9 protein-coding genes and 1 pseudogene are annotated in these 12,545 nt (G+C 65.5%); all 10 read left to right on the top strand.

Annotated elements, in window-relative coordinates:
- The 10 genes and pseudogenes from prcA to AC4D2Q_RS10695 all read left to right on the top strand — a co-directional run bounded on the left by prcA (position 1) and on the right by AC4D2Q_RS10695 (position 12,153).
- The gene (prcA, locus tag AC4D2Q_RS10740; protein WP_490946458.1) at positions 1 to 777 is read left to right on the top strand and encodes a proteasome subunit alpha; all 777 of its coding nucleotides are present in this window, start codon (positions 1 to 3) and stop codon (positions 775 to 777) included.
- Positions 777 to 2,138 carry a Pup--protein ligase gene (gene pafA / locus AC4D2Q_RS10735; RefSeq protein ID WP_490946457.1) on the top strand — a complete coding sequence of 454 codons (1,362 nt, stop codon included), beginning with the start codon at positions 777 to 779 and terminating at the stop codon, positions 2,136 to 2,138. Before prcA ends, pafA begins: the two co-directional genes overlap by 1 nt.
- Positions 2,139 to 2,300: 162 nt before the next feature.
- Positions 2,301 to 3,191 carry an FKBP-type peptidyl-prolyl cis-trans isomerase gene (locus AC4D2Q_RS10730; protein ID WP_490946456.1) on the top strand — a complete coding sequence of 297 codons (891 nt, stop codon included), beginning with the start codon at positions 2,301 to 2,303 and terminating at the stop codon, positions 3,189 to 3,191.
- A 32-nt stretch (positions 3,192 to 3,223) separates the two neighbouring features.
- Positions 3,224 to 3,619: an FKBP-type peptidyl-prolyl cis-trans isomerase gene (locus tag AC4D2Q_RS10725; protein WP_400929249.1), complete on the top strand. Its 396-nt coding sequence runs from the start codon at positions 3,224 to 3,226 to the stop codon at positions 3,617 to 3,619.
- 156 nt (positions 3,620 to 3,775) lie between these two features.
- Positions 3,776 to 5,812, top strand: a complete 2,037-nt coding sequence (locus tag AC4D2Q_RS10720; protein ID WP_490946455.1) for a helix-turn-helix transcriptional regulator — start codon at positions 3,776 to 3,778, stop codon at positions 5,810 to 5,812.
- 79 nt (positions 5,813 to 5,891) lie between these two features.
- Positions 5,892 to 6,230, top strand: coding sequence for a hypothetical protein (locus AC4D2Q_RS10715; RefSeq protein WP_490946454.1), 339 nt, complete (start codon positions 5,892 to 5,894; stop codon positions 6,228 to 6,230).
- Between the two features lie 32 nt (positions 6,231 to 6,262).
- Positions 6,263 to 6,457: pseudogene (gene tatA, locus AC4D2Q_RS10710) on the top strand (Sec-independent protein translocase subunit TatA); the annotation flags it as partial.
- 155 nt (positions 6,458 to 6,612) lie between these two features.
- The gene (gene tatC, locus AC4D2Q_RS10705; protein ID WP_490925456.1) at positions 6,613 to 7,440 is read left to right on the top strand and encodes a twin-arginine translocase subunit TatC; all 828 of its coding nucleotides are present in this window, start codon (positions 6,613 to 6,615) and stop codon (positions 7,438 to 7,440) included.
- An 84-nt stretch (positions 7,441 to 7,524) separates the two neighbouring features.
- Positions 7,525 to 10,377, top strand: coding sequence for a DEAD/DEAH box helicase (locus AC4D2Q_RS10700; RefSeq protein WP_490946452.1), 2,853 nt, complete (start codon positions 7,525 to 7,527; stop codon positions 10,375 to 10,377).
- 132 nt (positions 10,378 to 10,509) lie between these two features.
- The gene (locus AC4D2Q_RS10695) at positions 10,510 to 12,153 is read left to right on the top strand and encodes an amidohydrolase (RefSeq protein WP_490946451.1); all 1,644 of its coding nucleotides are present in this window, start codon (positions 10,510 to 10,512) and stop codon (positions 12,151 to 12,153) included.
- Positions 12,154 to 12,545: the final 392 nt, after the last annotated feature.

Genomic DNA, 12,545 nt, shown 5'->3' with positions numbered 1-12,545 from the left:
ATGACGCAGCAGTTCTACGTATCTCCCGAACAGCTCATGAAGGACCGGGCGGACTTCGCCCGGAAAGGCATAGCGCGCGGACGTTCCGTGGTGGTGCTCACCTGCCGGGAGGGAATCGCGCTGGTAGCGGAAAACCCCTCGCCGTCGCTGCACAAGCTCGGCGAGATCTATGACCGGATTGGCTTCGCGGCGGTGGGGAAGTACAACGAATTCGAGAGCCTGCGCCAGGCCGGAGTCCGGTACGCCGATGTCCGCGGATATTCATACTCGCGCGAAGACGTCTCGGCCCGGGGACTGGCCAGCGTCTATGCGCAGAGCCTCGGTTCGGTATTTACCACTGAAGGAAAACCCTTTGAGGTGGAACTGGCAGTAGCCGAAGTGGGTGCAGAACCCTACGGCGACCACCTGTACCGGCTCACTTTTGACGGTTCAATCGCCGATGAAAGCAACTACGTTGTGATGGGCGGCCAGGCCGACGTGGTCAACGAAGCCCTGGCCCGGACCTGGAACCAGGACACCGGATTCCCCGACGCCATCCGCACGGCGGTTGCCGCACTCTCCGCCACCCGCACCGCGCCTGCAGGTGCCAACGGCTCCAACGGTTACGGCAATGCCGGCGATACCGTCCGGGAGGAACCGGAGCGGCTGGGAGCCGGACTGCTTGAAGTGGCAGTCCTGGACCGCAGTCCGCTGTCTTCCCGGGGCACGGTGCGCGCGTTCCGACGAATCAACACGGTGGAGCTGGACCGCTTGCTGTCCAGCCCGGAGGGAGACTGATGGACCGCAGGATCTTCGGTATCGAGACAGAATTTGGAATTGCCTACTCCGGCCCCGATTCACGGCCGCTTTCGCCCGAGGAAGTGGCCCGCTACCTGTTCCGCAAGGTTGTCAGCTGGGGGCGCTCTTCCAACGTCTTCCTGACCAACGGTTCACGTCTCTACCTCGACGTCGGTTCCCATCCGGAGTACGCCACGGCGGAATGCGACGACCTGGCCCAGCTGGTGGCCCATGACCGGGCCGGCGAACTGATCCTGGACGACCTCATCGACGAGGCCGAGGACCGGCTGCGGGCAGAGGGCTTCAACGGCAGCGTCTACCTGTTCAAGAACAACACCGACTCGGCGGGCAACTCCTACGGGAGCCATGAAAACTATCTCATTCCGCGTCGACTGGAATTCTCCCGCCTGGCGGACATCCTCATTCCGTTCCTCGTGACCCGGCAACTGCTGGTTGGTGCGGGCAAGGTGCTGAAGACCCAGTCCGGATCCCTGTACGCCTTCTCCCAGCGCGCGGACCACATCTGGGAAGGCGTCTCCTCCGCCACCACGCGTTCGCGTCCCATCATCAACACCCGCGACGAGCCGCATGCCGACGCCGAACACTACCGCCGGCTGCACGTCATCGCCGGTGACTCCAACATGTCCGAGACCACCACCATGCTCAAGGTCGGCTCCGTGGACCTGATGCTCCGCGTCATTGAAGCGGGAGTCATCCTCAGGGATCTGCGGCTGGAGAATCCCATCCGGAGCATCCGTGAGATCTCCCACGACCTCACCGGATCCATGCCGCTGAAGCTGGCCAACGGCTCCACCATGACCGCACTTGAGCTGCAGGGCGTGTACCTGGACCGGGTCAAGGCCTTTGTGTCCGCGAACGGGGCCCACAACCGCCACGTTCCGCGGGTGCTGGACCTTTGGGAACGCACACTCACCGCGATTGAGTCCCAAGACACCTCGGGCATCGACACTGAAATTGACTGGGCCATCAAGAAGAAACTGGTGGACCGCTACGCGGAGAGGAACTCACTGGACATGGCGTCTCCGCGCCTGGCGCAGCTGGATTTGACCTACCACGACATTTCCCGCCGCCGGGGACTGTTCTATCTGCTCCAGTCCCGCGGGGAAACGGCCCGGCTGGTGGAGGACAGTGATATCAAAGAGGCCGTGGATGTTCCGCCGCAGAGCACACGGGCCAAGCTCAGGGGAGACTTTGTCCGCCGGGCCAAGGCCGCCAACCGCGACTTCACTGTGGACTGGGTGCACCTGAAACTCAATGACCGTGCGCAGCAGACGGTCCTGTGCAAGGATCCCTTTGCTGCAGTGGACGAGCGGGTCGAAGCCCTTCTGGCCACCCTTTAGCGGCAGGGCCGGCGGTCCGCCGGTTCCCGGACTTTCTGCGCCCTGAACTGCGCTAAGGCGGCACACAGGCAGAAACGCTACGCTGGTATGGAACGTCCGCGCCCTAGACGGCTCCGCCGGTGGATAGCGCGGACCCGACTGTCCACCACTGAAAGAAGTAGTGTGCGAAAAGTACTAGCCATAAGTTTGTCCGCCCTGGTCTTCCTGTCGGCCTGCTCCAGCGACGCCGACAACGACAATAACGGACCTTTGTCCTCGGTCAAGATCGAACGCGGTGAGGAAGGAACTGCCCCCACCATTGAGTTCGACAAGCCGCTGACAGCGGATGAGCCCACCTTGGAGCGAATCAACGACGGCGACGGCGAAGAAGTGGCCGAGGGCCAGACCGCCTCGATCCGCCTCGCTGCAGTGGACCCGGAAAAGGGCGACACCGTCCAGGAGACGTACACCGCCGAGCAGGGCGAAGACCTCGTTGTTGATGACACCCTCAAGCAGAGCAACGAACAGATGTACAGCGCCCTGCTGGGTGCACCCGTAGGATCCGACTTCGCCTTCTACGTTCCCGCCAATGAAGAAGCCGGCACCGCCGGACAGTTCATTGTCTTCACCGTCACGGATGTGCGGGACGTTCCCACCCGCGCCTGGGGCTCCGACGTTGCCCCCGTTGAAGGTTCCCCCTCGGTGACGCTGGATGACGACGGCAAGCCGACCATCACCGTTCCGAAGACGGAGGCCCCCACTGAACTGGTGGTTCAGGACCTCAAGAAGGGTGACGGAAAGGTCGTCGAGGCCGATGACACCGTCACCGTGCAGTATGAGGGCGTCAAGTGGTCTGACGGAACCACCTTCGACTCCAGCTGGAGCCGCGGCACCGCCGCTTCCTTCGGACTGGACCAGGTCATCCCCGCGTGGACTGACGGACTGGCGGGCAAGACCGTCGGTTCCCAGGTGCTGATTGTTGCCCCGCCGGCAACCGCTTACGGCACCACTGAAGGACATGAGCTGCAGAACGAGACACTCGTATTTGTCGTCGACATTCTTGACGCAAAGTAAGATTGCACAAAGTCCACTGATTTAGGAGAACCATGTCATTTGGTAAGCGCGAATATGACCGCCAGAAGCCGGAGATCGACTTTCCGGACCACGAGGCCCCCACTGATCTCCTGATTGAAGACATCGTGGTGGGTGACGGACGCGAGGCCAAGGCCGGGGACACCGTTTCCACGCATTACGTCGGAGTTGCTTTCTCCACGGGTGAAGAGTTTGACGCATCCTGGAACCGCGGCACCCCGCTGGACTTCAAAGTCGGAGTGGGCCAGGTCATCCAGGGCTGGGACCAGGGCCTGCTGGGCATGAAGGTCGGCGGCCGCCGCCGGCTGGAGATCCCCGCTCACATGGCATACGGCGACCGCGGTGCAGGTTCCGCTGTTGCCCCCGGAGAGTCCCTCATCTTCGTGGTTGATCTGCTGGGCGTCCGCTAACCCGGATCCGCGGCAAAAGGCGGGCCGTTCAGCTGCACAGCAGCTGAACGGCCCGCCTTTTTATGCTTCTTCCGGTGCCCCGTTTTAGTGTTCCGGGAAAGAAAGAGCTTCCGCCCCGGCCGTTTTGCACCGCCGAGGCGCGGTAGATTGGCTTCCGTGCCCGCCAACAGAACCGAACGCCTCCTGAATCTCGTGATCGCGCTGCTGTCCACCCGCAGGGGTTTCACGAAGCACGAACTCTTTGAAGAAATTGAGCTCTACGGCGAGGCACCGTCAACCGCTGCCCGGGAAAAGCTCTTTGACCGGGACAAGGCCTTCCTGCGGGAACAGGGCATTCCCGTGGAGTCCTACAGCGAGGAAACCCTCTACGACCAGGACAATACGGTCCGCCGTTACCGGATCCGGGCGGATCAGTACCGGCTGCCGGGTGTCCGGTTTACGCCGGAGGAGTCCGCCGTCCTGGCGCTGGCCGCCAGCATGTGGGAGCAGGCCTCCCTCGGATCCGCAGCTGCGCGGGCTCTGCGCAAACTGCAGGCACGCGGCGTGGCAGCCGAAGACGCCGCCTCCAGTGTGCTGCAGCCGCGGATCCGGACCAATGACCCCAACTTTGAGACGGTCTGGAAAGCCACCACCACCCGCACGCCCATCTCTTTTGGCTACCGTCCGGCAGGCCGTTCAACGGGCAAAGAAACAGGCCCGGGAAAAGCGGCCCGACGGCGGCGCAGTACGGTGCGCCATCTGCAGCCGTGGGGGATGGGCAGCAGGTTTGGCCACTGGTATGTCGTCGGATGGGATGCGGACCGCGGCGCGGAGAGGTTCTTCCGGCTCTCCCGCATGACCACACCCGTCAGCCTGGACGAGGGCAGCTACGAGGTGCCCGCCGGCTTCACCATTGATGCCTCCCTCGCCTCCCTGGACCGGGTCTTCGCCCCGGTGACGGCCGTGGTCCGCGTGCGGGAAGGCGCAGCAGCGGAACTGCGGCTGCGGGCCGACGCAGCGCCGGTACCGTCCGGACAGCCTGGCTGGGAGGAATTAACGCTCACGGTTCCGGATCTGGACGCACTTGCTGCGGACACAGCCGCAATGGGCTCCCGTGCCGAGGCCGTTCACCCGCCCGAATTCCGCGCCGCCGTCGCCGACCTGCTCCGGCTGGCCCTTGCGGCACAGGACAAACCGGTGCCCGCATTCACCCTCGTTCCGCGCGGCCCCGCCCCTGCCGCCAGCTCCACCGCAGCCCAGAGCCACCTGACCCGCCTGCTGGACCTGGTGCCGTACGTGCTGGGGAACCAGGGAGCAGATCTTGAACAAACGGCCCGGCGCTTCGGGGTGACTCCCGCCCAGCTGGCCGACGACCTGAACCTGCTCTTCGTGAGCGGCCCGCGGCACTACCCCAACGGCCTGATGGACGTGAATTTTGAAAACGGCCAAATCTTCATCGACAACGCCGAGGACCTCTCCGAACCGGTGCGGCTGGGCATGGATGAGGCAGCGGCCCTAATTGTGGGGCTGGAAACCCTGTCATCCCTCCCCGGTGTGGGCACTGCACCGGGACTGGCCAGCGCCCTGGAGAAGCTCAGCGAAGCGGCAGGGGAAGCCGGACGGGTGGGCACCGCCGTCGCCGCCAGACTGGCGGAACCCACGGCCGCCGCCGGCGTCCTGGACACGCTGCAGCGTGCCATCGCCGGCCGCCGCCAGCTGAGCCTTCGGTACCTCGTGCCGAGCCGCGACGAAATAACGGACCGCACGGTGGATCCGCGCCGGATCTTTTCAGTGAACGACCTCTGGTACCTGGAAGCCTGGTGCCATCGTTCCGAGGGGGTGCGCAACTTCCGGGTGGACCGGATCCACGGCGTCGCAGATTCCGGACCCGCTTCGTGGCAGGGCCCCGATCCCGATGCCGCCTTCCCTTCCGGCCTGTTCCGCCCCGGTGATGAGGATCTTCTGGTCACGCTCATCCTTGAGCCCTCCGCCAGCTGGGTGGAAGGAGCATACGACGCCGTCCGCCGCGCTGATCTGCCGCGCGGACGCAGCGCCGTGGAACTGCGCGTGGGAAATACGCGCTGGATTCCCGGCTTCATTGCGCGGCAGGGCGGCGGCGCGGCCGTCGCCGAGCCGCAGGAGCTGCGGCGCGAAACGCAGACGTGGCTGCGGGAGGCACTGGCAAACTATCCGGCCGGGCAGACCAACCGCTGATTTCCGGCGAGGGGGTGCCTGCTCCGCGCGCGGGCGGTGCGATGCCGGTCCAAGGCGTCCCCGGCACTATGCTTGAACTATGCCTTGGTGGTCCTGGATTTTGATATGGGCGGCGCTTGTTGTCGCCGCCGCGGCGTTCTACGCCCTGATTGGCTGGCGGATTTTCCGCAAGTTCATGAGTACACTGCGTGAAGCTGAGAGCGCTGTGTCGGCGCTGGCTGTTTCCGTGCCGGCCGCGGCGGCACCCCCCGCGGCCACGCCGGACCGGGAGCTGGGGATTTTCGAGGACCCCATCCTCGTGAGGGCCCGCTACGAAGAAGGCAAAGAAGCCCGAAAGCTCCGGCGCAGAGAGCGCCGGGTGAACCGGCGCATGTCGAATAACCAGCCCCGCGCCCTGCGGGACTTCCCAGATCTCTGACATACAATGTCTGCAAACGAAAGGACACCGGCATGAATATTCAAGGCTGGCAAATCGCAATTCTGGTCATTCTGGCCCTCCTGCTCTTCGGCGCACCCAAGCTTCCCGGGCTGGCCCGCAGCGTGGGACAGTCGCTGCGCATCTTCAAGTCCGAGGTCCGCCAGATGCAGGACGAGAACAAGCCGGCAGCTTCTGCCGAAGAGCCGGTGGAAGGACGAATCGTCAACACTCCGCCCGCAGCCGGTACTCCGTCCGCCCCGGTTCCCCCCACCGCCTCCGTTCCGCCCACCGTTCCGGTTCCGCCGGCAGCACCCGGCCATGCAGCCGCTCCCGGCACGGATCAGCGCCCCGCGGGTAACCCGCCCACCAGCCTGTAACGGCCGTGGCGCTGACCCAAGGGCGCAAATCCAACCCTGAAGGGCGGATGGCCCTTAAGGAACACCTGAAAGAAGCGCGCAACCGCCTGTTCAAGGCCGGCATCGCCATGCTGCTGGGCACTGTGGCGGGCTTCTTTCTGTACACGCCTGTTTTTGCCGCGCTGACCCGCCCGGTTACCGATGTCGGCAACGAGGACGGCCGGCTGGCCACCATCAACTTCGAAGGTGTGGCAACACCCTTCGACCAAATGATCCAAGTCTCCATCTTCATTGGGCTCCTGGTGTCCTGCCCGGTATGGCTCTACCAGCTGTGGGCCTTCATTACCCCCGGATTGAAGACGAAGGAACGCCGCATCGCCCTGGGTTTCCTGGCGGCCTCCGTACCGCTGTTCCTGGGCGGCGTCGCGCTGGCCTGGATCCTGCTGCCCAGTGCCATTAAGGTCCTCACGGGCTTCACGCCCGAGGGCAGCGCCAACGTCATCACCGCCAGCGTTTACCTGGCCTTTGTGCTTCGTCTCATGCTCGCCTTTGGCATTGCCTTCCTGATCCCGGTGGTTCTGGTGGGCCTGAACATGACAGGGATCCTTCCGGGCAAGCTCATCGTCAAGTACTGGCGGATCACGCTCTTCCTGATCTGCGTTTTCGCTGCCATGGCCGCCCCCGGCGGTGACGCCCTGAGCATGTTCTACATGGCCGCCCCGCTGCTGCTGCTGTTCGGCGTAGCCGTGGGGATCTGCCTCCTCAATGACAAGCGCCGCGCACGCCGGCGGGCTGAGCGCGAAGCCGAAATCGACGAGAGCGCCAATACGGCCACACCGCTGGAAAACCTGTAAGACTTCCGGGGCCCCGGTTCAGCCCAAGGCGGAGCAGCACCTTCAAAGGCGCGTCCGGGGCCCCGCAGAGTCTAGGCTGGGAATATGACTTCCCCGTCGGAGCGGTACCTGGCCGCGAAAGAACGTGCCGAGCACTCCAAGACCCATCTGGCCGTCTTTGAGCAGCAACTGGGCTTTGACCTTGATCCCTTCCAATCCGAGGCCTGCCGTTCGGTTGAGGCCGGCAGAGGCGTCCTCGTGGCTGCCCCCACCGGTGCCGGCAAGACGGTGGTGGGGGAGTTCGCCGTCTACATGGCCCTGGAACGCGGTCTCAAGGCGTTCTACACCACCCCCATCAAAGCGCTGAGCAACCAGAAGTATCTTGAGCTTTCGGCCTCCTACGGCTCGGACCGGGTGGGGTTGCTCACCGGTGACACGAGCATCAACCCGGACGCGGACGTCGTCGTCATGACCACCGAAGTCCTGCGCAACATGCTGTACTCCAATTCCTCCACCCTGGATGACCTGGGGTACGTGGTGATGGACGAGGTGCACTATCTGGCCGACCGGTTCCGCGGAGCCGTCTGGGAAGAAGTCATCATCCACCTGCGCTCCGACGTGCAGCTGGTCTCCCTCAGCGCCACCGTTTCCAACGCGGAGGAGTTCGGCGCCTGGCTGGATACGGTGCGCGGCGACACCGACGTCGTAGTGTCCGAACACCGGCCCGTGCCGCTCTGGCAGCACGTCATGGTGGGCCGCGACATCATGGACCTTTTCGAGTCCGACGTGTCCTTCGACGAAGCGGCGGAACCTGCGCAGCCGGCCGGTGTCCAGGAACGCTACCGGGTGAACCCCGAACTGCTCGAGCTCGCCCGGGCCGAGTCCCGGATCAACCAGCGCGGCCACGGCGGTCATTGGGGCGGCTCCCGCGGATCCTCGCACAGCAGCCGGCGCGACACCTCCCGCCGCGGGCCCTCGGGACCGCCCATCAGCCGGATCCCCAAGGCATCGCGTCCGGCCGTCATTGCCCAGCTGGACAAGCGCGGCCTGCTGCCGGCCATCACCTTCATCTTCTCCCGCAACGGCTGTGAGGGGGCCGTGCGCCAATGCGTGGACTCGGGACTGTGGCTCACCAGCGAGTCCGAACGCACGGCCATTGCCCGCATTGTCGACGAAGCCAGCCAGGACATTCCCGAAGATGACCTGGAAGTGCTTGGTTTCTGGACCTGGCGCGAGGGGCTGATCCGCGGGTTTGCCGCCCACCATGCCGGCATGCTGCCCACCTTCAAGGAAGTGGTGGAACGGCTGTTCACCGCCGGCCTGGTCCGGGCCGTCTTCGCCACCGAAACCCTGGCCCTTGGCATCAACATGCCGGCCCGCACCGTGGTGCTGGAAAAGCTGGACAAGTTCAACGGAGAAGCCCACGTGGACATCACCGCGGGGGAGTACACCCAGCTCACCGGCCGTGCCGGGCGCCGCGGCATCGACGTCGAAGGCCATGCCGTGGTCCTCTGGCAGCCCGGCACGGACCCCGCCGCCGTTGCCGGCCTGGCCTCCCGCCGGACCTATCCGCTGAACTCCAGCTTCCGTCCCACGTACAACATGAGCATCAACCTGATGGCCCAGTTTGGCCGTGAGCGGTCGCGCGAAATCCTGGAGTCATCCTTTGCCCAGTTCCAGGCGGACCGCTCGGTGGTGGGACTGGCCAAGCAGGTCCGGTCCAGGGAGGAGTCCCTGGCCGGGTATGAAAAGGCCATGACCTGCCATCTGGGCGACTTCACCGAGTATGCCGCGCTGCGGCGCCAGCTGTCTGACTTGGAAGCACAGGCCTCCAAGACCCACGCACGGGACCGCCGCTCCGCCGTCGCCTCCTCTCTGGACGGACTGGTGCAGGGAGACGTGATCCTTATCCCCGGGGGCCGGAATTCCGGCTACGCCGTGGTGCTGCCGCAGGAAGCCCCGCCGGGCCGGGAGGCCCGCACCACGGTGCTGACCGAAGACAAGCAGATTCGCCGCATCACCGCCGCTGAACTGGACGGCCCGGTGGAGATGGTCTCGCATATCCGCGTTCCCAAGTCCTTCAACTCCCGGGCGGCGAAGGACCGGCGTGATCTGGCCTCCTCCGTCCGGAACGCACTGCATGACCACCGGCCTCCGCGTAAGTCCGCGGCCCGCGGCGGGGACCTGCACGTGGGCGGCAGCAACCGCCAGGAACAGGCAATCGCGGAGCTGCGCCGGAAGATGCGGGCCCATCCCTGCCACGGCTGCAGCGACCGCGAAAACCATGCACGCTGGGCAGAGCGCTGGTGGAAACTGCGCCGGGAGACGGATAATCTGGCCGCGCAGATCCGCGGCCGCACCAACACCATTGCCAAGACCTTCGACCGGGTGTGCGACGTTCTGGGCCGCTACGGTTATGTGGCGCCGGACGAAGACGGCCGGGTGGTGGTAACCCCAGCGGGTCAGAAGCTGCGCCGCATTTACGGTGAAAAGGACCTCCTGACCGCCCTGTCGCTGCAAAAGGGAGCCTTCAACGACGTCGACGCCGCCGAACTGGCAGCGCTGGCCACCGCCCTGGTGTACCAGGCCAAACGTGAAGAGCGCGGGGTGCGGCCAAAGCTGCCCAGCGTGTCCCTTGAAGTGGCCATGGACATCATCATCCGGCAGTGGTCCGAGCTCACCGACCTTGAAGAGTCCGAACGGCTTCCGCAGACCGGCGAGCCCGAGCTGGGCCTGGTCTGGCCCATGTACAAGTGGGCGAAGGGCAAGCACCTTCAACTGGCGCTGAACGGCACCGAATTGGCGGCCGGGGACTTTGTCCGCTGGACCAAGCAGGTCATCGACCTCCTGGACCAGTTGGCCAAGGTTCCCGACCTGCCCGGGGGACTGCGCCGGCGGTGCATCGAGGCCATCGGCCTGATCCGCCGCGGCGTCGTTGCCTATTCCGCCGTCGGCTAGTAACCGCGGCACCCCGAAACACCTTTGACCCGCCGGCCTGCGCGGCCGGCAAACCCCGCATGCCCGCGCTTCCCGCCGGCCTGCACCATTGAACAGCACGACCCAACAGCACTACAGAAAACAGGTGAGTCCTTGAACGCCAACCCCGCCCCGAGCAGCTCCAAGCTGACGCTTTACCGCAACGGATCCGTGTACAGCGCGGCTGATCCGTTTGCCACGGCAATGCTGGTGGACGGGGACACCATCGCGTGGGTTGGCTCCGAACATGCAGCCACGTCGCTGCAGGATAACCGGATGACTGTCGTTGACCTGCAGGGCGCGCTCATCACGCCCGGGTTTGTGGACTCGCATGCCCACATTACGGAAACCGGCGCTGCACTGTCCTCCCTGGATCTGACCGGTGCATCCTCCCTCACCGAACTTCTGGACCTGGTGGCCAAGGCCGCAGCGGGCACAGAAGGCCTGATTGCCGGTTACGGATGGGACGAGTCCTCCTGGCCGGAGCGCAGGGTGCCGACGGCTGCTGAGCTGGATGCGGCGTCGGGATCCCGTCCGGTCTACCTGGCACGGACCGACGTGCACTGCGCCGTCGTCTCCGGAACCCTCGCCGCCGGGCTGAAGCTGGCAGAATACGACGGCTGGGACAACGGCTTTGTGGTCCGGGCCGCGCACACCGTTGCGCGGACGGCATCCCGGTCCCTGGACCTGGCCCAGCGCTCCCGCTACCAGCAGGCCGCCCTGAAGCACGCAGCCGGACAGGGCATCATCGCGGTAACCGAAATGGCCGCGCCGCACATCTCCCCGGTCGAGGATCTTCGCCAGCTGATGGGCCTGGAAGGCTCCCTGGGCTCGGACCCGCTGCCGGAGGTGCTTCCCTACTGGGGGCAGCTCGCCCAGACGGAGGCCGAACTGGAAGAAATCACGGCGCCGTTTGAGGGCCGCCTGCGCGGGCTGGCCGGAGACCTGAACATGGACGGGTCCATCGGTGCCCGGACGGCCGCCCTCAGGGCACCCTACGCGGATGCCCCGGAAACGTCCGGAACCCTGTACCTGACCGCCGAGCAGGCCGGACGGCATCTGGAGCTGGCCACCCGTGCCGGACTCCAGGGCGGTTTCCACGTGATCGGCGACGCCGGCCTGGATACCGTCCTGGCGGGCCTCCGGCTCGCCGCCGAAGCCGTGGGCGAGGACCGAATCCGTGCCTCCCACCACCGGCTGGAACATGTCGAGATGGCCGACGACGCCGCCATCGCCGAGCTGGTGCGTTACGGCGCGATCGCCAGCATGCAGCCGGGATTTGACGCCGCCTGGGGCGGAACCGGTGAACTCTACGAGCAGCGACTGGGTGAACGCAGCCGCTCGATGAACCGTCTGGCATCCTTGCTTTCCGCCGGAGTCATGGTGGCCATGGGGTCCGATTCTCCCGTTCTGCCGCTGGATCCCTGGTCCGCCGTGCGGGCCGCGGTCTCGCTCTCCAACCCCGAGGAGCGCATTTCCGCCCGTGCGGCCTTCATTGGCCACACCCGGGCGGGATGGCGGGCCGCCGGCTCGGGGAACTTCATGCTGGGCCAGCTGGCACCCGGGGCGCCGGCGTCGTATGCGGTGTGGGAAGTCGAGGAACTCATGGTGCAGACGCCGGATGCCAAGGGTGCGGCCTGGAGCACCGATCCGCGAGCCGGTACTCCGCTGCTCCCCGCGCTGGACACCGCCCATCAGCCGCGCTGTCTGCTGACGGTCCACAACGGAACCGAACTCTACCGATCAGTAGGTATTTAATGGCGCTATGCCGGTCTTCAGCCCCGCCTGACCTGCACTGACGTGCAAACGTCCTAGTCAGACGCTTGTTGACACAGCAGAGACAGCACGTAGGCTAGGGGAATCGCGGAGCAGCCCGTCAAAATCCGGGCTTTCCGCGGCCGGATAAATCCCGCACTGCTTGACATGTGCACACTAGGGGCGGGTCCCATCGTCAGTAGAAAACAGTTCCGGCGGAAGCCGGTTCTGGCCCGAAGGCGAAGGGACCCGCCCCGATGTGTGCCCGGAGGCGCCCGGGGTGTGACCGGCATGGCACCTGGCGCTGCACGGGGCGGCAGCCGGCTCCCATATACTGGGAAGTCGTGTTGGGGTAACACCCCCACTGGCTGCGTTCCACGCAGCCTGTCCCCAAT

It is taken from the genome of Arthrobacter sp. TJ-178 (assembly GCF_058269275.1).
Note: the sequence above shows the minus strand (reverse complement) of the source record. Positions and strands in the feature narration are given on the sequence as shown.

Coding starts and splice junctions, on each gene's coding strand:
- AC4D2Q_RS10715 (WP_490946454.1), top strand. CDS start 5,892: ATGCCTTGGTGGTCCTGGATTTTGATATGGGCGGCGCTTGTTGTCGCC.
- AC4D2Q_RS10700 (WP_490946452.1), top strand. CDS start 7,525: ATGACTTCCCCGTCGGAGCGGTACCTGGCCGCGAAAGAACGTGCCGAG.
- AC4D2Q_RS10725 (WP_400929249.1), top strand. CDS start 3,224: ATGTCATTTGGTAAGCGCGAATATGACCGCCAGAAGCCGGAGATCGAC.
- pafA (WP_490946457.1), top strand. CDS start 777: ATGGACCGCAGGATCTTCGGTATCGAGACAGAATTTGGAATTGCCTAC.
- prcA (WP_490946458.1), top strand. CDS start 1: ATGACGCAGCAGTTCTACGTATCTCCCGAACAGCTCATGAAGGACCGG.